Origin of the sequence: Ectobacillus polymachus, assembly GCF_048159605.1 — a bacterium.
Taxonomy (GTDB): Bacteria; Bacillota; Bacilli; order Bacillales; family Bacillaceae_G; genus Ectobacillus; species Ectobacillus polymachus.
Window position 1 is genome coordinate 1,990,761 of the sequence record NZ_JBLREB010000001.1, and the last position, 25,169, is coordinate 2,015,929.

General features: G+C 37.8%; 26 protein-coding genes and 1 pseudogene. 6 read left to right on the plus strand and 21 right to left on the minus strand.

The genetic code is table 11. The annotated features are described in order from the left end of the window. Positions 1 to 24: 24 nt before the first annotated feature. On the minus strand, positions 25 to 255 hold the full coding sequence (locus tag ACM5BR_RS10175) for a hypothetical protein (RefSeq protein WP_416827724.1): 231 nt from the start codon (positions 253 to 255) through the stop codon (positions 25 to 27). A gap of 184 nt (positions 256 to 439) precedes the next feature. Beyond that, on the minus strand, positions 440 to 2,158 hold the full coding sequence (acsA, locus tag ACM5BR_RS10180; protein WP_416827725.1) for an acetate--CoA ligase: 1,719 nt from the start codon (positions 2,156 to 2,158) through the stop codon (positions 440 to 442). A 178-nt stretch (positions 2,159 to 2,336) separates the two neighbouring features. Between acsA and ACM5BR_RS10185 the strand changes: the two genes are divergently transcribed. Genes ACM5BR_RS10185 through ACM5BR_RS10195 form a run of 3 tightly spaced genes read left to right on the plus strand, consistent with a single transcriptional unit; the run spans position 2,337 to position 4,788 of the window. Then, positions 2,337 to 2,969, plus strand: a complete 633-nt coding sequence (locus tag ACM5BR_RS10185; protein WP_416827726.1) for a GNAT family N-acetyltransferase — start codon at positions 2,337 to 2,339, stop codon at positions 2,967 to 2,969. A gap of 14 nt (positions 2,970 to 2,983) precedes the next feature. Beyond that, on the plus strand, positions 2,984 to 3,622 hold the full coding sequence (locus ACM5BR_RS10190) for an acetoin utilization AcuB family protein (RefSeq protein ID WP_416827727.1): 639 nt from the start codon (positions 2,984 to 2,986) through the stop codon (positions 3,620 to 3,622). Further along, the gene (locus tag ACM5BR_RS10195) at positions 3,622 to 4,788 is read left to right on the plus strand and encodes an acetoin utilization protein AcuC (RefSeq protein ID WP_416827728.1); all 1,167 of its coding nucleotides are present in this window, start codon (positions 3,622 to 3,624) and stop codon (positions 4,786 to 4,788) included. The genes ACM5BR_RS10190 and ACM5BR_RS10195 overlap by 1 nt, the downstream gene beginning before the upstream one ends. A 178-nt stretch (positions 4,789 to 4,966) precedes the next feature. Here the strand turns inward: ACM5BR_RS10195 and ACM5BR_RS10200 are convergent, their stop codons facing one another. The 7 genes and pseudogenes from ACM5BR_RS10200 to ACM5BR_RS10230 all read right to left on the minus strand — a co-directional run bounded on the left by ACM5BR_RS10200 (position 4,967) and on the right by ACM5BR_RS10230 (position 8,552). Continuing rightward, positions 4,967 to 5,116: a hypothetical protein gene (locus tag ACM5BR_RS10200; protein WP_416827729.1), complete on the minus strand. Its 150-nt coding sequence runs from the start codon at positions 5,114 to 5,116 to the stop codon at positions 4,967 to 4,969. A gap of 100 nt (positions 5,117 to 5,216) precedes the next feature. Next, entirely contained in the window at positions 5,217 to 5,411 is a 195-nt protein-coding gene (locus ACM5BR_RS10205; protein WP_416827888.1) for a type II toxin-antitoxin system RelE family toxin, read from the minus strand. A 37-nt stretch (positions 5,412 to 5,448) separates the two neighbouring features. Beyond that, positions 5,449 to 5,706, minus strand: coding sequence for a hypothetical protein (locus tag ACM5BR_RS10210; protein ID WP_416827730.1), 258 nt, complete (start codon positions 5,704 to 5,706; stop codon positions 5,449 to 5,451). Between the two features lie 178 nt (positions 5,707 to 5,884). Next, positions 5,885 to 6,227, minus strand: a pseudogene (locus ACM5BR_RS10215) (hypothetical protein); the annotation flags it as partial. A gap of 93 nt (positions 6,228 to 6,320) precedes the next feature. After that, entirely contained in the window at positions 6,321 to 7,319 is a 999-nt protein-coding gene (gene ccpA, locus ACM5BR_RS10220) for a catabolite control protein A (RefSeq protein WP_416827731.1), read from the minus strand. 428 nt (positions 7,320 to 7,747) lie between these two features. Continuing rightward, positions 7,748 to 8,065 carry a bacillithiol system redox-active protein YtxJ gene (gene ytxJ, locus ACM5BR_RS10225; protein WP_416827732.1) on the minus strand — a complete coding sequence of 106 codons (318 nt, stop codon included), beginning with the start codon at positions 8,063 to 8,065 and terminating at the stop codon, positions 7,748 to 7,750. A gap of 1 nt (position 8,066) precedes the next feature. Next, positions 8,067 to 8,552 carry a DUF948 domain-containing protein gene (locus ACM5BR_RS10230; RefSeq protein WP_416827733.1) on the minus strand — a complete coding sequence of 162 codons (486 nt, stop codon included), beginning with the start codon at positions 8,550 to 8,552 and terminating at the stop codon, positions 8,067 to 8,069. A 177-nt stretch (positions 8,553 to 8,729) separates the two neighbouring features. Here ACM5BR_RS10230 and ACM5BR_RS10235 point away from each other — a divergent pair, with 177 nt between their 5' ends. Continuing rightward, positions 8,730 to 9,845, plus strand: a complete 1,116-nt coding sequence (locus ACM5BR_RS10235) for an aminopeptidase (protein WP_416827734.1) — start codon at positions 8,730 to 8,732, stop codon at positions 9,843 to 9,845. Positions 9,846 to 9,924: 79 nt separating this feature from the next. On the opposite strand, the gene murC is transcribed toward ACM5BR_RS10235, so the two are convergent. From murC to ACM5BR_RS10275, 8 genes are all read right to left on the minus strand, one after another. After that, the gene (murC, locus tag ACM5BR_RS10240; protein ID WP_416827735.1) at positions 9,925 to 11,226 is read right to left on the minus strand and encodes a UDP-N-acetylmuramate--L-alanine ligase; all 1,302 of its coding nucleotides are present in this window, start codon (positions 11,224 to 11,226) and stop codon (positions 9,925 to 9,927) included. A gap of 233 nt (positions 11,227 to 11,459) precedes the next feature. Continuing rightward, positions 11,460 to 12,569, minus strand: a complete 1,110-nt coding sequence (locus ACM5BR_RS10245; RefSeq protein WP_416827736.1) for a nicotinate phosphoribosyltransferase — start codon at positions 12,567 to 12,569, stop codon at positions 11,460 to 11,462. Positions 12,570 to 12,596: 27 nt separating this feature from the next. Beyond that, the gene (locus ACM5BR_RS10250; protein WP_416827737.1) at positions 12,597 to 15,446 is read right to left on the minus strand and encodes a DNA translocase FtsK; all 2,850 of its coding nucleotides are present in this window, start codon (positions 15,444 to 15,446) and stop codon (positions 12,597 to 12,599) included. Positions 15,447 to 15,641: 195 nt separating this feature from the next. Next, entirely contained in the window at positions 15,642 to 16,256 is a 615-nt protein-coding gene (gene ytpR / locus ACM5BR_RS10255; protein WP_416827738.1) for a YtpR family tRNA-binding protein, read from the minus strand. Positions 16,257 to 16,262: 6 nt separating this feature from the next. Next, positions 16,263 to 17,069, minus strand: a complete 807-nt coding sequence (locus ACM5BR_RS10260) for a DUF1444 domain-containing protein (protein ID WP_416827739.1) — start codon at positions 17,067 to 17,069, stop codon at positions 16,263 to 16,265. Positions 17,070 to 17,114: 45 nt separating this feature from the next. After that, complete coding sequence (locus ACM5BR_RS10265; RefSeq protein ID WP_416827740.1) at positions 17,115 to 17,429, minus strand: thioredoxin family protein; 315 nt, start codon at positions 17,427 to 17,429, stop codon at positions 17,115 to 17,117. A 92-nt stretch (positions 17,430 to 17,521) separates the two neighbouring features. After that, complete coding sequence (locus ACM5BR_RS10270) at positions 17,522 to 18,022, minus strand: DUF84 family protein (RefSeq protein ID WP_416827889.1); 501 nt, start codon at positions 18,020 to 18,022, stop codon at positions 17,522 to 17,524. A 78-nt stretch (positions 18,023 to 18,100) separates the two neighbouring features. Further along, on the minus strand, positions 18,101 to 19,174 hold the full coding sequence (locus ACM5BR_RS10275) for a M42 family metallopeptidase (protein ID WP_416827741.1): 1,074 nt from the start codon (positions 19,172 to 19,174) through the stop codon (positions 18,101 to 18,103). A gap of 276 nt (positions 19,175 to 19,450) precedes the next feature. On the opposite strand from ACM5BR_RS10275, the gene ACM5BR_RS10280 reads away from it, so the two are divergent. Beyond that, positions 19,451 to 19,762 (plus strand): PepSY domain-containing protein, encoded by a 312-nt coding sequence (locus ACM5BR_RS10280; protein WP_416827742.1) that lies wholly within the window; start codon positions 19,451 to 19,453, stop codon positions 19,760 to 19,762. A gap of 61 nt (positions 19,763 to 19,823) precedes the next feature. Here ACM5BR_RS10280 and ACM5BR_RS10285 read toward each other — a convergent pair whose 3' ends face one another. After that, a complete protein-coding gene (locus ACM5BR_RS10285) occupies positions 19,824 to 20,684 on the minus strand; it encodes a YtnP family quorum-quenching lactonase (RefSeq protein WP_416827743.1) in 861 nt (286 codons plus the stop codon). A 123-nt stretch (positions 20,685 to 20,807) separates the two neighbouring features. Beyond that, on the minus strand, positions 20,808 to 21,449 hold the full coding sequence (gene trmB / locus ACM5BR_RS10290) for a tRNA (guanosine(46)-N7)-methyltransferase TrmB (RefSeq protein WP_416827744.1): 642 nt from the start codon (positions 21,447 to 21,449) through the stop codon (positions 20,808 to 20,810). 152 nt (positions 21,450 to 21,601) lie between these two features. On the opposite strand from trmB, the gene ACM5BR_RS10295 reads away from it, so the two are divergent. After that, positions 21,602 to 21,880, plus strand: a complete 279-nt coding sequence (locus ACM5BR_RS10295; RefSeq protein ID WP_416827745.1) for a YtzH-like family protein — start codon at positions 21,602 to 21,604, stop codon at positions 21,878 to 21,880. Position 21,881: 1 nt separating this feature from the next. Here the strand turns inward: ACM5BR_RS10295 and ACM5BR_RS10300 are convergent, their stop codons facing one another. Both ACM5BR_RS10300 and pulA read right to left on the minus strand, forming a co-directional pair. Then, positions 21,882 to 22,673: a phosphotransferase gene (locus ACM5BR_RS10300; protein ID WP_416827746.1), complete on the minus strand. Its 792-nt coding sequence runs from the start codon at positions 22,671 to 22,673 to the stop codon at positions 21,882 to 21,884. Between the two features lie 314 nt (positions 22,674 to 22,987). Beyond that, positions 22,988 to 25,132 carry a type I pullulanase gene (pulA, locus tag ACM5BR_RS10305; protein ID WP_416827747.1) on the minus strand — a complete coding sequence of 715 codons (2,145 nt, stop codon included), beginning with the start codon at positions 25,130 to 25,132 and terminating at the stop codon, positions 22,988 to 22,990. Between the last annotated feature and the right edge of the window lie 37 nt (positions 25,133 to 25,169).

Sequence of the window (25,169 nt, forward strand, 5' to 3'; positions counted from 1 at the left end):
TTCAGGAAGCGGAAATCTTTTCATTTATTCTTTTTCACGAATTTCCCCAATAAAGCGAGAACTTTGTTGTTCCTTCTCAAGCCACTCAGAAAATACTTGTAAAAATTCTTCCGGTGTTAAATGCGTATAAATCGTTCCCTCAATTTTTATTTCCGTACGCTTTGCTGGAGCAGAACGATTGATAGCCATTTTTTTCATAATTTTTTCATACTTTTCCATGATTTCAACTAATGATTCTTTGTCATCACTTCTCATAGCAATCTTCCTCCTTTCTCTCATTCTATCAAATATAAGAGAAAAAATTACGAAAAATGCATAACAATCCCGATTCTTTTTAAAGTAAAGAAAAAAAAGCTTGAAATATTCAAGCTTTTTTCCCTGCTATTATGAACTAAGCGGATGCCTCAACGTAAGAAAAGTTCACTATAACGTTTATAGTTTAGTCTTCTAACGTTGATAAATCTCCAGTTGGAAGATTTAATTCCCAAGCTTTTAATACACGGCGCATAATCTTACCGCTTCGGGTTTTCGGAAGTTTATCCCGAAACTCAATTTGGCGAGGAGCAGCATGAGCAGCTAATCCTTTCTTCACAAACTGACGAATCTCTTCTTTTAATTCATCTGAAGGTGTATATCCGTCACGAAGAGCAATATATGCTTTAATAATCTCACCTCGAACAGGATCTGGAATACCAATTACTCCAGCTTCAGCAACTGCAGGATGCTCAACGATTTTACTTTCTACTTCAAATGGACCGACACGTTCACCAGCAGTCATAATTACATCATCAATACGCCCTTGGAACCAAAAATAGCCATCTTCATCCATATAGGCAGAATCTCCCGACACGTACCAGCCCTTCGGCATAAAATAAGATTCGTATTTTGCAGGATTATTCCAGATGGTCTTCATCATTGCTGGCCACCCTTTTAGAATAGCAAGATTCCCCATCGTATTCGGAGGAACTTCATTCCCCTCATGATCTACAATTGCTGCTTTAACACCTGGAATTGGTTTTCCCATTGAACCAGGACGAATGTCCATACATGGATAGTTACAAATCAATTGTGCACCTGTTTCTGTCATCCACCATGTATCATGAATTCGTTTCTGAAATACTTTCATACCCCAACGAACAACTTCTGGGTTTAAAGGTTCTCCTACACTTAAAACATGACGAAGCGATGAAAGATCAAATTTTTTAATAACCTCTTCCCCTGCACCCATTAGCATACGAAAAGCCGTTGGTGCACTGTACCAGACCGTAACGCCGTACTCTTGTATCGTTTGATACCATCCCTCAGGGCTAAAGCGTCCTCCCACAATTACATTGGACGTGCCTGTTAACCAAGGTGCAAATACACCGTATGATGTACCTGTAACCCAGCCCGGATCAGCGGTACACCAATATACATCGTCTTCTTTTAAATCTAGCACCCATTTTGCTGTTTGATAATGTTGCAGCATTGCATTTTGAACGTGAAGCACACCTTTTGGCTTTCCAGTTGATCCTGAAGTATAGTGTAGAATTAAACCATCTTCGCGATTTAGCCATTCTATTTCAAGTTTTGATGACGCATCTTGAAGTAACGGGAGAAATGCTACAGCTTTTTCACTTTCCTCGACTGTTTCACCGACTAGAAAAATGGTTTTAAGAGAAGGTAATTCTTGAACAGGGATGCGTGAAAGAAGATCTGGCGTGGTTATAAGAACTTTTGCTTCACTATCTAGTAATCGGTCACGTACTGCACCCTCCATAAATGCTTCGAACAAAGGACCTACAATGGCTCCAAGCTTCAATGTACCTAAAAGGGTGAAATATAGTTCTGGAGTACGAGGCATAAAAATAAAGACGCGGTCACCCTTTTGTACATCACCGTATTCCTTCAGTACGTTTCCGGCTTTATTCGATAAATCCATCATTTCTTTAAACGTGTATTTTTCTTTTCTGAACTCATCTTGATAATACAGGGCAATTTTATTTTTTAGATGTGTGCCTGCATGTTTATCAATTGCTTCATATGCCATGTTAACCTTTCCAGTTTCATGCCATGAGAACTGACTCTCCACTTCTTTCCAATCAAACGTATGATACGTCTCTTCGTAGTTTTTTAAGTTATGATCCGTACCAACAACAGGAAGCGCTTCCATTTTCATTGTAATCTTCTCCCTCCTTATATGACTCTATTACCTATTATACTTCACTATTTAAAATTTTCAGTAACTTTTCTTGGGTTTATGCAAATTTTTAGAAACGTTTTCATTCACAGTACGCCTATTATACGCTACTATGAAGGTAAGATTAAGAAAATTCAGATTGAGGTGGTGAAACAAATTGATTCATAATAAAGTTTATCATGCCAGGACAATCCATACTCCGGAAGGACCTCTCATCATAGAAGGACCTGTACCCACACAACATCTAGAAACCTACAAGTTTCATAAAAATTTGGTAGCATTTCGACCTCCTGACCAACAATATGAAGCCATTCTTGAAATATCAAAACTGCCAGAAGCACGACTTATTATTGCTCGTCTTGAGCAAACAATTGTTGGATATACGACATATTTATACCCAGACCCATTAGAACGATGGTCTGAAGGACATTTAGAAAATCTAATCGAACTTGGGGCCATTGAAGTAATACCAGAATTCCGAGGATATTCAGTAGGCACAACAATGCTTCAAATTGCCATGCTTGATGATAATATGGAAGACTATATTATTATTACAACAGAATATTATTGGCATTGGGATTTACAAGGAACCGGACTAAATGTATGGGAATACCGAAAAATAATGGAAAAAATGATGAGTGCAGGTGAACTCGTTTGGATGGCAACGGATGATCCAGAAATTTGCTCCCATCCAGCGAATTGTCTTATGGTTCGTATTGGCAAACGTGTAGATCAGGACTCTATTGCCGCGTTTGATCGAATTCGGTTTCAAAATCGCTTTATGTATTAAAAGGAGGCAAACAAATGATTGTTGAAGAGGTTATGAATCGTAACACTACTACACTGTTTCCTGAAGACACGATTGAAAAAGCACTAAGAACACTGACAGAAAAGGGTATTCGCCATATTCCTATCGTAAATAATGAGCACGAATTAGTGGGGCTTATTTCAGATCGAGACGTTCGCGACGCATGTCCTTCCATACTTGATAATCCTGTTTCCATGGATTCGCTTCAACAACCCATTGAGCGCATCATGACAAAACATGTCATCACATGCCACCCTCTTGATTTTGTTGAAGAAATTGCAACGATATTTTATGATAATAAAATTGGCTGTCTTCCTGTAACAAAAGAGGGAAAGCTCGTTGGAATCATAACCGAAACCAACGTACTGCATACACTCGTCGAATTAACAGGTGCTTATCAACCCGGTTCACAAATTGAAGTACGGGTATCTAATGAACCCGGCGTTTTAAGTAAAGTCGTTTCCATCTTTGCAAAAGAAGGAATTAACATTATTACCATCCTTGTCTATCCCGATAAAGATGAGCATAAAGTGTTAGTATTTCGTATTCAAACGATGAATCCCCTTAGAATTATTGAAGTTATTCGAGAAGAAGGCTATGAAGTACTATGGCCTAGTATTGCAGGTATTTCCTAATGGATTCTGTATTCATATACACAGAAAAGTTTCAAGGCTACCGTTTTAATCGAGAACATCCTTTCAACCAGCTGCGAGTGAAGCTTGTGTTTGATTTATTAAGCAAAGGGGGATTCATTCGTGAATCACAAATCCGTCCGCCTCGTATGGCTACGGATGAAGAAATTGCGCTCATTCACGATGAAAAATATATCAACGCAGTGAAACAAGCAGGGGAAGGAAAACTAAGTGAGCAAGAAGCATTGCAATACAATATCGGCACAGAAGATACACCGATATTTCAGGGCATGCATGAGGCAAGTGCCTTACTTGTTGGAGGAACATTAACAGCAGTTGATTATGTTATGGAAGGAAAAGCAGAGCATGCCCTCAATTTAGGCGGAGGATTGCATCACGGTTTTAAAGGTAAGGCTTCCGGCTTTTGCATATATAATGATAGTGCCATTGCTATTAAATACATGCAGGAAAAATATGGTCTTCGCGTTTTGTATGTGGACACAGATGCACACCATGGGGATGGGGTACAATGGTCCTTCTACGATGATCCTACCGTATGCACACTTTCGCTTCACGAAACAGGCCGCTACCTATTTCCAGGTACAGGTGCTGTGAACGAACGAGGGCAAGGTACAGGCTATGGCTATTCCTTTAACATTCCATTGGATGCATTTACAGAGGATGAATCCTTCCTATATGCATATCGCACCATGCTCCGAGAGGTTGCGGCATACTTTAAACCAGACGTCATCTTAACACAAAATGGCGCAGACGCACATTACTATGATCCGCTCACTCATCTTTGCTCAACGATTGAAATTTATAAAGAAATACCGAAAATTGCACACGAAGTTGCCCATGAATTTTGCGATGGACGGTGGATAGCCGTAGGTGGTGGAGGCTATGACATTTGGCGCGTCGTACCAAGAGCATGGTCCCTTGTCTGGCTTGAAATGAACAACATCCAAAGACTAACAGGAACATTACCACCTGAATGGATTAAAGAATGGAATGATAAAGCTGGTCTCCCACTTGTAACCGAATGGGAAGACCAAGCAGATATGTACAAGCCCATACCACGTAAAAAAGAAATCGAAGAAAAAAATTACCTAACCGTAGCAAAAGCACTATCCATCATACGAAACAACATGAAAACCTCGGTGTATTAAAGAAAAGCTTTTTCGGCTTGGTCAGCTCCGGAAGTCAGAGGTTCTCCGACCTTGAAGGCGCTTTTTGCCTTCTGGGGAGGAGGTTCTCTGGCTGGAAGGAGCTAGCCGAAAAAGCTGGATCTCTCGAAAAGTGGAATCGGCTTGCTTACAGCTTCTGTTTCTAACTTGTATGTACCAATTAATCCCGTCTTACCGCGAGCAACTCGTCAATCGCTTCCATAAATTCACCTGCTTTATCATGCCAAAAGGCGATATGACACTGTTTTCCTTCGATTATCTCTTTATTATATGTCTCTTGTAAGACACGCTTGATTTCTTTTACATTCATATATACCACCTCTAAAAAAATGGTTTAGCCCATGAGACTAAACCATTTTCAACCTTATTCATTCTTTGAAGCACCATAGCAAGTATTTTTTTCAAGAATATCATTTATAGATATCGCCACGATTTCCAATCGCTTGTATATAAATTACTTTCTCATCATGATTGATTTCAAATAAAATACGAAAAGTTCCAACTCTCAATCGATATAAATCAGTGTATCCTTTTATACTTTTTATATCTCCTTCAGGAGGAATTTCGAGGAGTCCTTTCAGTCCATCAGCAATTCGCTCTTGAATCGCTTTCTCTTATTTGGCAATAAATTTCACGGCGGACTTATGGTAAATCAACTTGTAGTCCGAACTCACGCTTTGCATCCTCCCCTGATACATATCCTTCTTTACTATTTAGCTGTTCTAATTCTTGTTTAGATAATGGTTCGTGATCCGGATGCGACATATCAATCTTTTCCCAATCTTTCATTTTCTTTTTCGAACGTTGAACAAGAAATTCCAAAAAGTCAAATGCAGCTTTTTCATCTTGCTGGTCAAGACAGTCAATCAACTGATATAATTCTTCTTTACGTATGGCCATGTATTACACCTACTTTCGGTATGATTTTTCATGTCCGTTAGTATAACTGATAAAATTAAGTTATCATGTCCTGCTAATATTAGTCAATAAAAGGAGGGACGCCTAGAAGTATCTGTGCATTCTACTAACATCTTAGATACGTTTCTATAGAGAATAATTTTATTTGATAACATTATTCTCATATTTTAGCTAATAAATTAGCTTTGTGCGGTTTCTTCCCTTCACCTTGAGGTAACTCAACATTTTGGAATTTTGCATAGTTCACTTTCACTCCATCATTCTTCTCACTATCAAACAACCCATAAACTGGACGCTTTTGATAAGTCTTCACATGATTATCTTTAAAGAAATCTTTTAAGAAATAACGATGAATACATCACATTATCGAAACCAGTTTTAAAAGTTTTAAATTTACTTTCATCAAACTCCCCACCTGCGAAGACTAGGCCTTCTTGGTCTAATGAATAACATCCGAGCATACAGCCTACTGCGTAAGAGATGAAAGATTTGATATCACTTTGTAGGATCTACACAATTTATCCCAAACGAAAAAAGGGTACCCCATTTTCTATTAGGGATACCCTTTTACTTGCCTATGCTATTATCAATAACGATTATTTTGTTGTATTACGGAATTGAATCCGGTGTGGAAGGATGACCGTAGTATCCTCTACATTCTCTTTATTCATAAACTTCGTTAAAAGTCGCATTGAAACAGCACCGATATCATACATAGGTTGTACAACTGTCGTTAATTGCGGGCGTACCATCATAGCTAAACGAGTGTTATCGAATCCGATCACTTCAACATCATCTGGAATATGAATACCGTTGTCCTGTGCACCGTGAATAACCCCTAATGCCATTTCATCAGAAGATACAAAAATGGCAGTTGGTTTCGTATCACTTTCCCATAGCTTTTCAAATGCTTCAATTCCAGAATCATAAGTGAAATCGCCTTCCAAAACTAAATCAGGATTGTACGTTATTCCAGCCTCTTGAAGAGCACGTTTATAGCCATCTAATTTTTTATTTTCAGCCTTTGCATGATCAACAGATCCCGAAATAAAAGCTACATTTGTATGCTGTTTTCCTAGCAAATAGGACACTGCATCATAAGCAGCTTGTTCATAATTGATATTAACTGACGGTATCAGACCTTGCTCATCAAATGAAGATGCAAGTACAATCGGAACAGGTGACTTTTCAAACTCTTTTACATGCTCATCTGTAATATTTTCACTCATAAATACAATCCCATCAACTTGCTTTCCTAGCATTGTATTCAATAAATGCATTTCTTTATCTTTATTTTGATCGGAGTTACTTAAAATAATATTGTACTTGTACATCGTGGCAATATCTTCAATCCCACGAGCAAGCTCCGCATAAAAAATACTTGAAATATCGGGAATAATAACACCGACAGTTGTTGTTTTTTTACTTGCAAGTCCTCTTGCAACCGCATTCGGACGATAGCCTAATCGTTCAATCGCTTCCAACACTTTTTTTCTAGTTGTCGGCTTTACATTGGGATTTCCATTCACCACACGTGAAACGGTCGCCATGGAAACATTTGCTTCGCGCGCTACATCATATATAGTTACGTTCATAGATTCTCGCTCCTTTTCCTTACTGAATTGATAAGTATGTATAAAATATAGATATATAAAAAAACATCAATAGGATGGAATGTTATTAATTCTTACACGTCTTTATTATCATACGATACATGTACATATTCAGACAATATCTTCCCTCAATTGTATGAAAAAATTCTATAATTTCATTATAAAAAACAAAATTGCCACACTTTCGTATCTATTTCCCCGTCTACATTCGTTTAACGCTAGATTACAAATTCTTAGCAGTGGAAATCTTATCTTTATATAGAGGATTTTTCACATAAAACTACTTTGGATTCCATCATTATATCCGATAAACATATAGATGTCACTCTCTTTACCTATTCTTTAAAAATAATATGATATCGTTTTCATAATTTGGAAGGATCAGACACTTATCGGCCCAATCCTATCCATTAACTAATATGCTCTTGCAAGGATTTCTTAGTAATATTCCAGTGAGATTCACTCCATATTACATTCCCATTACGAATATATAGCACCTGTGGAGACTCATGACGTATTTCGAAACGCTGTGCTATTAGATCTGATAATGGTCTTGATTCTTGTATATACAAATAGTAAGCTGGAATACTTTGTTGTTCTTCCATATAAGCTTTAAATTGTTCAAATGCACCTTTACTAATTGGACATGTTAAACTATGCTTAAAAACAAGGCAAGATTGCATTCCTGCAAGTTCATCTAATTGATCTTCCGTTTGTAATTGAATCATATTATTCACCCTTAGCTCGGACTCGAAGTCTTCCATGCTTTTTTTCTTGCTTTGTTTCCTGCTTTGTTTCCTCTTCCCGTTTTTTACTACGAAGACGATCATATACTTCCAAAACCGCACTGCCCCATTGCATGACTTGCACAACCTTACCCGTATTACGTTCTGCTTGACTTGTAACCGAAGTTGTAATACTACGTACTTTTTCATTTATAGTAGATATGGTCGTACCAACCTCTTCAACTGACTCTACAACTTTTTGTATAGATTGTGATTTTTTTCCGATATCCTCTGCAAGTTCATTTGTTTTATGTAATAATTGCTCCGTTTCATTTGTTATACCTTGCAGCTGTTTTTCTAAAGAAGCTGTCGTGCTTGCAAGATTTTCAAGTGTCTTTTTGAGTGATACGAGGGTGTTACTTATATATACAACTAAAACAGCAAATGCAACTGCAATGATAGCAACACTTATGTATAACAGGATTTGCATATGATTCACTCCTTTAACCCATTTTTATATTATTATACAACGTAACAAGTTGGTATACTAATACTACCTTATTTTCACCCTAAAATCGTAAAGGCTAAGGCTTACCTATCCTCAGAGTAAACAAATAGTCAGAATTGGGTTACAATAGTTACGTAAAGAAAAAGGAGGGTACGTGCTATGAAAGATCCGCGTATAGAAAAATTAGCTTACAATTTAATTAACTATTCTGTAAAGCTTGAAAAAGGGGAAAAAGTACTAATTGAAAATTTTGGCCTGCAACGAGAATTGGTAACAGCCCTTGTGAAAGAAGCCTATAAAGCAGGCGGCTTTCCATTTGTATCTTTAAAAGACCAGCAAGTAGACCGTGCTTTGCTGTTAGGTGCTACAGAAGAGCATTATGAACAAATTGCTGCCTTTGAAGCAAATGTCATGAAAGAAATGGACGCATACATTGGTCTTCGCTCTGGCGACAATATTAATGAACAAGCAGACGTACCAAGTGAAAAAATGAAAATTCAAGGAAAAACAGTTGGTAAAAAGGTTCACGGTGAAATACGTGTTCCAAAAACAAAATGGGTCGTGCTTCGCTATCCAACTTCCTCAATGGCACAGCTTGCAAAAATGAGCACAGAAGCATTTGAAGATTTCTACTTTAATGTGTGCAATCTAGACTATAGCAAGATGAACGATGCAATGGACAGTCTGCAAACTCTTATGAACAAAACAGACAAAGTCCACATCACAGGACCAGGAACTGACTTAACATTCTCAATTAAAGATATTCCAGCTATTAAATGTGCCGGAGAGGCAAATATTCCTGATGGAGAAGTTTATACAGCGCCTGTTAAAAACTCTGTAAATGGCACAATTTCCTATAATACACCTTCTCCATACAATGGATTTTTATTTGAAAATGTAAAGCTTACATTTAAAGATGGAAAAATTATAGAAGCGACAGCAAACAATACAGAACGCATTAACCAAATTTTTGACACAGATGAAGGAGCTCGCTACATAGGTGAATTTGCAATCGGTGTGAACCCATACATTTTACATCCAATGGGCGATATTTTATTTGACGAAAAAATTCAAGGAAGCTTCCACTTTACCCCAGGACAAGCCTACGATGAAGCATACAATGGCAATAAATCCAATATTCACTGGGATTTAGTATGCATCCAGCGTCCTGATTATAACGGCGGAGAAATCTATTTCGATGATGTTCTCATTCGTAAAAACGGTCTATTTGTATTATCAGAACTGGAAGCATTAAATCCTGAAAATTTGAAATAAAAATATTACGTTTCACTAAAAAAGGATGCGATTCTCGCATCCTTTTTTGTATTTCTTATTTTCTTAGGAAAGTTTCCCTTTATTTCACCTTAGCCTCTTGATAGGCCTTTTCAAACTTTTGTATATCTCCAGCACCCATAAAAATTAAAACAGCATTCTCATGTTGCTTTAGAATTTCAGTATTCGCAAGAGGCAACATTTTCGCTCCAGCAATACGCTTCTGTAAATCTTGGATTGATAATTCTCCTTGATTTTCCCTTGCTGAACCGAAAATATCACATAGATATACTTGATCTGCCTTTTGGAGGCTTTCCGCAAATTCTGATAAAAATTTCTTTGTTCTTGAAAACGTATGCGGCTGGAATATAGCTACAATCTCGCGATCAGGAAATTTTTGCCGTGCAGCATCAATAGTTGCCGTAATTTCCGTTGGATGATGTGCATAGTCATCAATAACGATTTGATTTCCCATTACCTTCTGACTAAAGCGACGTTTCACTCCTGCAAATGTTTCAAGACGCTCTTTAACAATATTTACATCAATGTCTTCATAATGACAAAGTGCGATAACAGCGAGTGCATTTAATACACTATGTTTACCATAGCCATTTATACGGAATGTTCCATAAAATGTATTACGTACAAATACATCAAACGTACATCCATCTGTCAATCGTTTTACATTACGAGCTTGGAAGTCATTATCATCACCAAAACCATAAAAAATAACTGGTACTTTAGCTTGTATTTTTTGTAATTGTTCATCATCACCACAAGCAATAATACCTTTCTTCACTTGTAATGCCATCGTTTGAAATGCGCTAAAAACATCATGAATATCTTTGAAATAGTCAGGATGATCAAAATCAATATTTGTCATAATTGCATAGTCAGGATGATAAGATAAAAAGTGTCTGCGATATTCACATGCTTCAAACACAAAGTATTTACTATCTTGCACGCCAGATCCTGTTCCGTCCCCAATTAAAAAAGAGGTTGGGTATGCTCCGCGCATAACATGAGACAATAGACCAGTTGTTGATGTTTTTCCATGCGCGCCGGAAACAGCAACACTAATATAGTTATTCATTAGGTCACCTAAAAAATGGTGATATCGGTGTATAGGCAAGTTTAACCTTATCGCTTCTTCGATTTCTTCATGTGTATCAGGAAATGCATTTCCAGCAATAACCACTTGTCCCTCTTGAATATTCGTTTTGTTAAAAGGAAGAATTGAAATCCCACGCTTTTCCAATTCTGCTTGCGTAAAAAATGTTTTTTCTACATCCGAGCCTTGCACGGTATGCTTCATATCATGCAGGATTTGAGCAAGAGCACTCATTCCAGTGCCTTTAATCCCTACAAAATGGTAAACTGTCATTTTAAAGAACCTCCAACATCTGTAACTAATCCAATGACCTACCTAAAGACAGTATATGATGACTTTGTTGATTTGGTAATATTTTGATTTCTGCCAATTAAAAAAGGTACATCTATTACATAAACACAACATACCTATTATATCAAAAAACAGTGTATTGTACGAGATAAGAAAACATGACAGAGATTATTCTCTATCATGCTCCTAAGTAAGTGTACCGTTATATGTGTAAATTATCTCTTATGCAAACTTACTTGCTCTAGGCGTGGATTCGGACGATATTTACGTCCCGCCTTCGCAGCTGGCTTACCATCCAATTCTACATTATCTCCAGTAAATCCAATGTTAATTTTTAATAGACTATTCCCTACCCCATACATATCAACAGGAGCACCTTGCTTTTCAAATTCTTTAATTCGTTTTTGATCAAAGCCGCCGCTCACAACAATTTTCACATGATGATATCCTTCATCATCTAGCGCTTTACGAAGAGCGAATATGAGAGGAGGATTTACCCCTCGTGGATCAAATGTTCCAAGAAGTTCTGGATGACGAATAAAGTGCTGATCAATCATCGTACGTGAAGTATCGACACGAACACCTTTTAATTCTTTTCCAAATTCTCTTGCTACCTTTAATGCATCAGTAATTACATCATTATTGTAATCAATTAACACAACTAATTCATCTTCTGGATACTTTTTATGATAAGCCACAGCTGCTCCTACGACGTCACCTTGAAACATTTGGATAAGCGCATGCGGCATCGTTCCCATTCCTTGCTTTCCCCACCATTCATTCATGGCGTGTGTAGCTTGCGCTGTTGTACCTCCGATAAATGCAGCATATCCGTCACCAGCCTGTTGGGTAAAGTGATCATCACGATCCCCCATAAAGATGACAGGCTTTTCTACTCCGCCTCTTCTTGCAGCTTGCACAACATTATACACATTCGTTGCTACTGAAGTTCTTCTGGCAAGAATACCGTCAATAAGCCCTTCTAAAAATCCGAAATATTCATAGGGACCTTTAATTGTCAGCACCGTCTCAAACGGAGCTATTTTGTCTCCATCCTTTAACGATTTCACCTCAAGCTCCTCAGGGTGATCCGCAAACGTTTGAATCAAAGCAATAACTTCGTCTGTTCCGCATAAAACAGCATGTTCTTTTTGAAAAAATTGCATCGTCACAACTGAGCCAGGTCGAAATTCTTTAATTATTTCACGTGTTTTTAAAAAATAAACTGCTGAAAACCATCCTTCCCCTACACGTTCATCGAACTTAAATGTATGGTTGGTCAGGCGTGGGATTTTCCCTTGTAGCTTCCATTCTATTTCTTTCATACGCTAAACTCCCTATTCCTTAGGTAACTAATTATAGTCTTGCATAGCCTCTAGTTCTTCTTCAGAAATAAGAACATCTCGCGGCTTCGTTCCACGATTTTCCGAAACAATCCCTTGCAATTCCATCTCTTCTATAAGACGTGCGGCTCTATTGTAACCGATTCGAAATCGCCTTTGCAATGAAGATGTCGATGCCCCGCCCTGATCAAGAACAAATTTACAAGCATCTATAAAGAGCTCATCTCCGCTCTCATTCTGCTCTACTTTTGCTAATAAGTCATCTTGTTTAAATAAAAATTGCGGCTTCAATTCTTTCCTTACGTGACCTACAGTACGCTCTATTTCATCATCAGAAACATATACACCTTGCAAACGGATAGGCTTCGAAGTACCATTTTCAAGAAACAGCATATCTCCTCTTCCAAGAAGTTTTTCTGCACCACTAATATCTATAATTGTGCGAGAATCTACTTGAGATGATACCGTAAAAGCCAAACGAGTTGGAATATTTGCTTTGATTAATCCTGTAATAACATCAACAGATGGACGTTGGGTTGCAACGAGTAAATGAATACCGCACGCTCTCGCCTTTTGGGCAATTCTACAAATTGCTTCTTCCACATCTGCTGGCGACACCATCATTAAATCAGCAAGCTCATCAATGACAATGACAATGTACGGAAGAGGTTGCCCAGCAGATGAGCTGTTCACTAGGTCATTATAACGTGTTAGATCCCGTGCTCCAGCATGAGCAAATAATTCATAGCGATGCTCCATTTCATCCACTGCCCATTTTAAAGCAGCGGTTGCCGCTTTAACATCGGTAATAACTGGAGATACAAGATGAGGTACGTCATTATATGGAGCTAATTCTACCATCTTTGGATCAATAAGCAAAAGCTTCACTTCATCTGGCAATGCCTTGTACAAAATACTAGTTAAAATAGCATTAATACACACACTTTTTCCAGAACCTGTAGCCCCAGCAATTAAACCGTGCGGCATTTTTCGTAAATCCGTTACGATAGGCATGCCAGAAATATCAAGACCTAGTGCTACCGTCATAGGAGATTCACTTTTTGTAAATACTGAACTTCTTAATATTTCTCGCAAAAATACCGGTTTACTATGTCTATTTGGAACTTCAATTCCCACTGTGTTCTTACCAGGTATGGGTGCTTCAATTCGAATATCTCTTGCTGCCAAGTTTAGCTTTATATCATCTGATAAATTTGTAATTTTATTAACCTTTACTCCTGGGTCAGGTTGTACTTCAAATCGTGTAACCGCCGGACCTTGCGTAACATTAACAACCTTAGCACCAATATGAAAGTTATCAAATGTAGTATTTAGAAGTTGTTCCTGATCACTAAGCCATTCTTCATCCTTTTCCATATCTACATTTGGTGCCTCTAACAAACCAAGAGACGGAAATGTATAGGAAGGAGATTTTACATTAGGAGCAGAATCCGAAGGAACAGAATCCGAAAGCTTCCTCTTATCTTGATGAAGCATAACAACATTGAACGGAACATACCGCTTTTTTTCACGTTTCGTTTCTTTTACTTCTTCGTAGTTTCTCACTGCTTCACTCTCTACCGCGTGATCTTCTGCAGCTTCCATCACTTCTTGCTCTTCTGTAGCTTCGCTCTCTATTACCGGTTGCTCTGCTTCCTGCTCTTCTATAGCTTCGCTCTCCATTACCGGTTGCTCTGCTTCTGGCTCTTCTGTAGCTTCGCTCTCCATTACCGGCGGCTCTGCTTCTTGTTCTTCTGTAGCTTCGCTCTCTATCACCGGCGGCTCTGCTTCCTGCTCTTCTGTAGCTTCGCTCTCCATGATTGGCTGCTCTGCTTCCTGCTCTTCTATAGCTTCGCTCTCCATGATTGGCTGCTCTGCTTCCTGCTCTTCTATAGCTTCGCTCTCCATTACCGGTTGCTCTGCTTCTGGCTCTTCTGTAGCTTCGCTCTCCATTACTGGTTGCTCTGCTTCTTGTTCTTCTGTAGCTTCGCTCTCTATCACCGGCGGCTCTGCTTCTGGCTCTTCTGTAGCTTCGCTCTCCATGATTGACTGCTCTGCTTCTGGCTCTTCTATAGCTTCGCTCTCCATTACCGGTTGCTCTGCTTCTGGCTCTTCTGTAGCTTCGCTCTCCATGATTGACTGCTCTGCTTCTGGCTCTTCTGTAGCTTCGCTTCTTATCATATCAGCTTCTAATTGTTCTCGTTCTTCCACAATCTTCTGAGTTTCTATTCTCTCTACTATTTCATCAGTATCATTATGTAATTCACTAGTAAGATCATTGCCTTGGTTCATCTCATCAGTTTTTTCTAAAGTAAGATATCCATTTTTATAAAGCCAAGCATCTACAACTGACATTTGTTCAGTTGATAAAACGAGATCCACACTCGGTTGTTTTTCCAATAAATTTTTGTTTGGTCGTTTATATCCAAAAATAGGCGAAACAGTTTCCGTAGGCTGAAAGGATTTTCGAGTTCGCCCTACCTTATGAATCGTATGGTTTGATTTTGTTTCATCGTTTGATCTTGTTTCATCGTTCGATTTGATCTGCTTGGCAGAAGCTCTCTCCTGTTTATGCGATGCATGTAACGGAGGAACGTCCGGTTTAATGTTAGAAATTGGCTTTTCTACTTGTGATTTTTGCTCTCTTTTTTGCTCTACCTTCCTAGTTTCCGCCCTACTTTCAGCATTAGGATGCAAGACTTTATCATCATGTATCAGTGGAAATCGAAACTTGCCGTTCGGATAGGAGGATGACTCTCTGCTTGTTTCCATTTGAACCACTTGCTCAGTTTCAAACATACTTGAATTCTCAGAAATAGGATCCTCTTTATTTATTAGCTTTTTCATCCAATCTAGCATGAACTACCACTCTTTCCCCAAATAGTAACATCCTTTATTGTAACAGTATTCATCAAAAAGTATAGAAAAAAATAACACACAATCAGCTTACAGGATAGTCAAGGAAACAGACTATATGAAATGGACCGCCACAGAAACTCCACCAATTGCAGAATCCTGTAAAACGGTCCATTTTCCCGACTTGACTAGCTTGATTTAGAATTTGAAAGGTTTACCTACTTCGTAGCTATCTTCCAAGACGAGTATTCCTTTTTTCTCTGGTGCATTCGGCAGGGCTAGCTCTCTGGCGGAACAAATCATTCCTGATGATGCAACACCGCGAAGCTCAGCATCCTTAATAACAAGTCCGCTTGGCATAACTGCTCCTATTTTTGCCACAACAACCTTTTGCCCTGCTTCTACATTTGGTGCACCGCATACGATTTGCAGCATTTCATTGCCGACATCAACTTTACAAATGTTTAGCTTGTCCGCATTTGGATGATGTTCTTTTTCCTGTACATACCCTACAACAAACTTCGGTGAAAAATCAGCTTCTATTTTTTCAGTACATCCATTTTTCTCAAAGATAGCATTAATATGGTTCACTAATTCTTCTGTTAATGTAATAGATCCCGTTTCTGAAATAGATATGTAAGAAGATGCATGAAATATATTATATCCTAAGGTTTCCTTACTTTCGCTATCATAGATACGAACAACATCACCTTTTCGTTCAAAAGTTCGAGAATCTATGTTACCATCTTGTAAAAAGATTAATAATGTATCTCCAATGCCTTCTTTGTTATAAAAAATATTCACTTGTTTCATCCTTTCTTAATGATTATCATCTTTTTTGACTCGATTCTTTGCCAAAATAAAAATCGGTTCTAGCTCCTTATTTTCATACATAAAGGAAAGAGATGTAATGGGTATATGACCTTCGGCAAAAAATTGCATTGTCATTTGCGCAATAATATCATAACCGATTTCATTTCGAATATCAGCAACTATTAGAACATCTTGGTGAGGAACTGCTACCACCATATCTCCTGTAATCTTCTTTCGCATATCCTCTAACAAGGAAATGTCTACGATACGGCTTGCATCATATCCGTCATTGGCATGAAAAAAATAAAACACATTTCCCGCTACTTCGTCTTGTTTCATTTTTCTTGGAAGTGAACGAACATGAAAGAAAGCTAGTTCCTTCACTTGCTGGTCATTTAATTGTAGTTTTGTAGCAAGTTTTTTATCGATAAGTCGGTAGGTTTTCTCCGAATCTAGCGCATAGTAAATACGTGTTTCAGCTGTATGCTCAGATGTTAGAAACGGATTGCCTTCCTCCTGTTCTAACGGAAAGGAGGTTGAACGAATAACCGGAAGAATACGGGCGTTCTCAGTTGCTTCTGAATGAATAGCAAGCAGTGCTTCCTTTACATAATAAACAGCTTCATCAATGGCACTCTCTCCATGATCTTCATACTTTGCAATAATACCAGGTAATGAAATAGTAATACCCTTCTTTGTTTCACTATGTTCCACACGAAGCGTATCTTTTTTGCTATCATATTGAAATTCCCATTCCGGTCGTTCCAATCGTTTCATTAATTCTTGCTTTAACTGTTTACTGTTCATTTTCATCTTTAATCCCCCCTTTTTAAAACAAGTTACGAAGACGATGTTGTTTTACAGTAACGTTTTCAAAAATGCTTCAATTTCCTCCTGTGTCTTACGATCCTTACTTACAAACCGACCTATTTCTTCGCCTTTGTCATAAGCAACAAAGCTCGGAATACCATATACATCCAGATCAACACATAAGTCAATAAACTTATCACGATCTATATAATAAAATGTTAACTCGTTAAATTTTTCTTCTACTTCTGGCATAAATGGTTCAATAAAACGGCAGTCTCTGCACCATTCTGCTGAAAATAAGAACACAACTTTTTCTTGCGCTTTCAATTCTTGAAATTGTTCAACACTTTCTAATGTTTTCATTTTACTTTCTCCCTCTTTTTTATTTCTTACCAAGGAACGTTACTTTCATGTCTTGCCATCATTAAAACTCAGAAACAACCTAGTTGCAACCATTATGACTTATAGAAATATTGTCCTGCAAGGAGTTTTACAACATGAACAAACATTTCCTCACGCTTTACATATCCATTTGTAAATATACCAATTGCTCCTTCTTTCGAGCGAATATCATGTTGTAAGGTATAAGCATCCATTACTTCACTTAATTCTTTTCCTTCTCGTAGAAGTTTTTCAAACTCAGCTGGAAGTTGTACCCTTGCTCCTCCTGCCAAAAAAATTTCGCCAGATGTAGTTGCTAGTGCACCCCAATTACAAAGAAAAAGCCCTTGCTCAGATACATATACGCCTCCCTCAAGTCCAATCGCAAGGTCAGCATCACTCGCTGCTAACGCATGCTTAGCACGGTTCATCGCACCTCTTATCGTCTCCTCATCAGAAAAAGGCTGGTTAGATACGTCTGAAGGCACAGATATAGAGAGGATATTCTCACCTTGAAAAACTTGCTTTACAGCACCTACCTTGGTAGGATTTAACGATCCAATCGCTACTTTCATAATCAAAATCAATCTCCTTTCAAAACGAAAAGGCCCTTAAGGCCTTCTCATCACAAAGTACGTCTATCCTATTTCCTATTATGCATTGTTTTTAATCGTATCAAGTGTCGTACGATCAGTTGCCTTCACAAGTTTAATAAGTAATTCCTTTGCTGCAGCATAATCATCAACATGCATAATTGCAGCATGCGTATGAATATAACGTGCACAAATACCAATAACAGCAGAAGGTACACCATTATTACTAAGATGAACACGTCCCGCATCTGTTCCGCCTTGAGAAACAAAATATTGATAAGGAATGTGATTGCTTTCAGCAGTATCTAGAATAAATTCCCGCAGTCCTCTATGGGTAACCATCGTTCGATCAAAAATACGAAGCAGCGTCCCTTTCCCTAATTGCCCAAATTCTGTAGTGTCGCCACCTGCATCATTAGCTGGACTCGCATCTAAACCATAGAAAATATCTGGTGCAATCATATTTGCTGCTGTTTGTGCTCCGCGCAGCCCTACTTCTTCCTGCACAGTCGCACCGGAAAATAGCATATTTGGAAGGGATTCATGCTGAACTTCTTTCAATAATTCAATGGCAAGCCCGCAGCCATAACGGTTGTCCCATGCTTTTGCCATAATTTTTTTAGGATTAGCCATTGGAGTGAATGGACAAATTGGAACCACTTGCTGGCCTGGCTTTATTCCTAATTCCCTTGCATGATCAGCGCTATCCGCACCAATATCAATTAACATATTTTTTATTTCCATCGGCTTTGCACGCTGCTCATCCGTAAGAATATGTGGCGGGATCGAGCCAATTACACCAATTACAGGACCATGATCCGTTATAATTTGCACGCGCTGTGCAAGTAATACTTGGTTCCACCAACCACCTAATGGCTGAAAGCGTAGCATTCCGTTTTTCGTTATTTGCGTCACCATGAATCCAACTTCATCCATATGACCTGCAACCATAACACGAGGACCTTTTTCATCGCCCTTTTTCATACCAAATATACTGCCAAGACCATCTTGGATTAATTCATCAGCATATTTAGAAATTTCCTGTTTCATAAATCGACGCACTTCATGTTCAAATCCAGACGTACCAGGAAGCTCTGTTAAAGTTCGAAATAACTCTAATGTTTCCTTATTCATGAAAAACACTCCTCTTGTAAAAACTAAGTTGAATAAAAATTGTATGATAAAACCTTATATATTGACCGTACGTCTAACCATTCTACCACCATTGCATATGTATACAAACTATCTTTTGAAATGAAAGAAACCTATTATATAGTTATTTATTCTACACATAGGATTTTTATTTTATTGTAACGAATATTCTCAAATTTCGCTAGTTTCTTCTTTTTTCACACAGATTCGATTATACTTGTACTGTTAGCGAAATTTGCACAGGTTGAGGTGAAACTTATGAATTGGAAAAGCATACTCCTCGGTGTAGGTTTAGGCTTTACTGCAGGATATTTAGTGGCAAATCAGCTTCAGCAGGATGGGCATATTTCTGCTGATAAAGCTTTGAAAATGGCAAAAAAAGTGTTTGAAGAAAAAGGGGAAATTACAGGTTCTTGGATCCACATGGTTCCTGAAGTGTGGGAAAATCAGGATATAACATATGATGTATACCGCGGCGGCGTAACGACTATGATCGGAGACGAGCAAAGTCGCTATGAATTTCTACTTGACGCTAAAACAGGATCAGTATTAAACGTCATTAAAGGATAAAGTAACTTCAGTATGTTTTCTGTTCGTTTGCTGGATTCCTCATTATACAAACAAACCCCTCTTACGTTAAGAGGGGTTTGTTTGTAGTTACAGGAATGTTTTCTATCATGTTTCCTTGCTCATCCCATTTCACTGCACGATAATAAGCATCATGATAAAACGTAAACCATGCTTTCTCTTTTAATCCAAAGCCAATCCAATCTTGCTTCTGATAAATACTTGTCATTGGGTAATCATCATAAGCCATAACCCAAAGAGGATTTTGATGCGCATGTGTTGGCATAATGTCAGCCATATGAAGGAGCGTATCTTCTCGATCTTTCACAAGGATAATAGCATGTCCATCACTATGTCCTCCAGTATGAACCATTGTAACGCCTTCGGTAACTGTTATTTTTTCTTTAAAAGGAACAACTTGATCCTGGATACTTTCCCAGTTTTCTTTCCAATATGTATTACCTGAGCGAACGTTAGGATTCTTCATCTCCTCCCATTCCGTTAGGGAAACAAATATCTTAGCTTTCGAGAAAGTAGGTACAAATTTCGTTCCATCCCATTTCGTAAGCCCGCAAGCATGGTCAAAATGAAGATGAGTCATTAATACATAATGAATATCCTCTGCCTTAAGTCCTAGCTCATGCAAACATAATTCAACATTCGATTCCTCTGTTACACCTTGATTACGCTTCATCTTATCATTTAATTTTTCATTACCAATTCCTGAATCAATTAACATATTTCCGTTCTTAGTTTGAAGAAGAATCGGATCTGTACGCAAAAGAATTCTATTGTCTTCATTCGATTCATATTTTCGTGACCAAAGTGCTTTCGGAACTACACCAAACATTGCACCACCATCTAGATGCGTATTCCCCCCTTGTAGCCATGTAACTCGTATATCCCCAATTTGTAACGTATCCATACTTCCCACTCCCCTATTTTTGTGTCTTTCTCTATCTTCCCCCAAAATAGATTACCAAAAATGGAAAAATAAAGGTATAATGTATTTTACCATAAAAAAAAGTCTGTGCGTGTATGGCACAGACTAATTGTTAAATTTTGCTTCCACCCTGTAAATTCGATTTCCTTTTTGTGAAAATTTTTCTTCATATTCCGTCATAATATTTCCTTCAAAATCACTATGATGAAGATCAAGACTCACATATTGTAGAATCATACCATATTGTGAAATGCTGCATAGTGAATATTCAAATAAACCTTGGTTATCTGTTTTAAAATGAATTTCTCCACCTTGTACAAGCACCTGTTCGTAATTGTGCAAAAATTGTTTATAAGTTAATCGCCGCTTCTCATGGCGAGTCTTCGGCCAAGGATCAGAGAAATTTAAATATACACGTTGTATTTCTCCATCTGCAAAAAATTCCGTTATATCTTTTGCATCTTTATAAATAAGTTTTAAATTCGGCAATTCCTCTTGAATCAGTTTATCAAGTGCATCGACAATAACACTTGAATATTTCTCTATTCCAATATAATTTACCGTGGGATTTGCCTTAGCCATTCCATAAATAAAACGGCCTCTTCCCGTACCTACTTCAATATGAATGGGATTATGATTTGAAAACACATCAGCCCATTTTCCCTTGTGCTCCTCAGGATTTGATATAACGAATTGTGGATGATTTTGTATCATCTCATTAGCATAGGGTTTAAATCTTAGACGCATTTGAAAACCTCTTCCTCTCTATCGGATCAAAGCAAAGCAGATTTGCGAATAAAAGTAGTAAAACTCACAGAAACTAAATAAAGTGAAAGCTCCTATTAGGGGTTTTCCCTTTAATAGGGGATAAATAGGATTACAAAGGATGTGTATTGTACATGACAATCAGTCACGAGCATCAGTTAATGATTTTGAAAGATATTTTGCAAAACCAACAACTCGATTGTAATGGTACTGTCTCAGAATGTGAACAGCTGGAACGTCTCATTAAATCATTACTAACCAATGATAATATAACTGACGAAACGAAGCTTATGCTATCTGACATATACCATTATAGTCAATCCGGAAAAAATTCCTCTGATTTACAAGAGCATATTTCGAATCATCAAAATCAAATTTCACAATGGGTTTCAGGAATGGATAGCTTTTCCTAAGCTATGACAATTGCTGAGTGATATAAGAAAGCCAATAATCCATCTCGTACTGTTTCTTCTTTTTTGTATACCATTGAAGAGATAGAATGGATTGTGCAATAACATACCATTTCATACGACGGAGTAAGGAATCATTTAGCTCCGTCCCATAATTTTTTAACCACTCCGCCCATTCCTCCCTCGGAATGTAGAAATGGAGAAGCATACCAATATCAAGAGCAGGATCTGCAATAACTGCTCCATCCCAATCAATTAAATACAATTGATCATTATCTGATAGTAGCCAATTATTATGATTTACATCACAATGGCATACCGTTACATGATCACACTTTATTTCAGCAAGCGATTCTTGTAAATAGTGCAATGCCTGCCTAACAGGCTCCTTTTGTTTCACTTCTTCATCAAGGGAATCATGTATTTGTTCTAAGAGTTGGCTCGCTTCTAGCGGTGTTTTCCCAAGCTTTTCAATCATATGCAATAATGCCTCAGACATATGAATTTTCTTAAGCAGCAGCGCAACTCGTTCTTCTTTCATATCTTCAGGCTCTAGCTTATGCCCTTTTAAACATACTTGAGCTGAAATAACATCTCCACTCGTAATACGCTTTGTCCATAGCAGCTTGGGAACAATGCCTTCTGCCGATAAAACCGCTAGAAAGGGGGATGAATTTCGTTTTAAAAACAACTTACGCTCCCCTTGTTCAGCAAAATAAGCCTCACCAGTAGCACCGCCAGCAGGAATTATGTCCCAATCTTCTCCTAGTATATGTTCTAACCATTCCATTTCCATTATCCATCAACAATTCCTTTTGGTGATTTTTATTCATAGCTCTTGGCACATTTCCTTCTCTAATATAAGCAAGTTTTTTACATCTTTTGAAAACTGCATTAGAAGGCTTTGCGTAAGGAACTACACTTTTTCCTATTGTATCCGAAACGATATACATACTATCCTACCATTATTTATAAAAGGATCATGCCTTATAAAAACTTTTTTATACTCATCTGTCTCACAAAAAAGAGAGCTATTTTGGCTTTCATACCAGAATAGCTACCTTTGACAATTCTACCTTTATTCGATTCTTATCGTCAAGTAGGGAATCGTCATGATTTTGCCAATATATATGAACTAATTGGAAATACTAATAATACCGGCTCTTGAATACGATACATCGGGCTAGTCGAAGCAGCAACATTATCCGCTAGCACCTGCCATTCTCCAAAATCAGGAAGTATAATTTGTTTTGTATAATCCGTATTATTTAACACGACAAGAATGTTTTTCCATGGTCCGTATTCTTGTACATCACATAACTCATACATAATAACAGAATCGGGAGCCTGGAGAAAGCGTAAGTGCCTCCGAACAAGATCCGTTGAAGGTAAGCGAAAGGCGCCATGTTTTTTACGAATTGCTATCATTCCTTTAATATACTCTACATGATGTAGATTTGCTTCCTTACGTTCCCAATCAATTTGATTAATATAGTCAGGGGAGTTGTAGCTATTTTCTATTCCTTTCTTTGTTCGGAAAAATTCCTGACCTGCATGTAAAAATGGAATTCCTTGCGATAACAGAGTAATCGTAGTTGCTAAACGATGCCGTCTCTTTCGTATATCCTCGCTATCATCTTTATTGCTCACCTTTAATTTATCCCACATAGTAGCATTATCATGTGATTCCACATAATTTATCGTTTGATAAGGTTCAAGAAATGGACTAAGTTTATCTATTTCAATAGGAATACTACCTGCAATAAACGTTTTCATATATTCTACATTGGCACTACTTCCAAATGCATATCCTCGATCATAAAGATTAAATGTACTGCCCTTCACTGTATCTCGAAATGCATCATTAAATTGTGCGATATTCGGCATTTGAGCAGCATTACGAAGGGTTGCTTTTTGATCCTGTGCAAGAGGAGTATCCATATCCCATCCTTCTCCAAGCAGCATAACATCTTTCTTAATTCGATTGATTTCATTACGTATTTCATTCATTGTCTCAATATCTAAAATTCCCATTAAATCAAATCTAAATCCGTCTACTTCATATTCCTCTAGCCAATATAATACGGAGTCTTTAATAAATTTGCGTACCATTTTTCTTTCAGAGGCTATATCATTTCCAACCCCTGTCCCATTAGACGGCATTCCATCCTTATCGTGACGAAAATAATAGCCTGGTACAAGCAATTCAAATGAAGAAGTCTCTCGTATATAAACATGATTATACACAACATCCATAATCACACGAATTCCATGCTTATGAAGGGTTTGAATCATCCGTTTTACTTCTAGTATTCGTGCATATGGGTTATCTGCATCACTTGCATAACTCCCTTCTGGCACGTTGTAATGAAGTGGATTATAGCCCCAATTGTAACTTGTTTGCGGTAGAAGCTCATCTACACCCGCAAAATCATTAAACGGTAACAACTCAAGATGTGTAATACCAAGCTCCTTTAAATAAGCTAATCCTGTACTTGAACCATCAAGGCCTTTTGTTCTTTCTTCCGTAAGTCCTTTATACTTTCCTTTGCAAACAACCCCGCTCTCAGGATGGTTCGTAAAATCACGAATATGTGCTTCGTAAATAATGGCGTCGCTTAAAGGGCAGGGAGGAAGAGCTAGTTCCTCTTTCTTTACTCTTGTTTTCTCTAAGTCAATGATAATACCATAAACTCCATTGCTAGATACCGCCTTTGCGTACGGATCAATTGCTTCACGCCACTGATGATTGATATACACACAAATCGTATAGTAAGCTCCCTCACAATTTCCTACTATCTCGGCTCGCCATACTCCATTTTGCTCCCGAATCATTTCATTTTCTTTATATCCACTTAGATCATAGAATCGTACCTTTGCTTTCGTAGCAGTAGGTGCCCATACTTTGCAGATTGTTTTTTCAAGGGTAAATGTCACACCTAAATCATTTCCATCATAATAATAGGTGTTATCGAATGCCTGAGTTCGAATAACCGCTCCTATTTGTAAATCAATTTCATTATTTCGTTCATCTACAACACGATACGTCTCTCCCATTTCTAAAGACGTTTCTACCTTACATTCATATTTCGTAAATTCCTGGAATTCGATTATTTTCTCTATGTTAAGATTCCATTCAGACTCATGACTTTTCAAACGAAATTTACTTGATACACCATACGCTTTTGACAGCAAAATTGTAATAAAGTCCATTCGATCTATATACGCTTCAAATGCGTTCTCGACTTTAAGCATTGCTGTAATTCACCATCCTCTAACTCTTTTCAAGCCG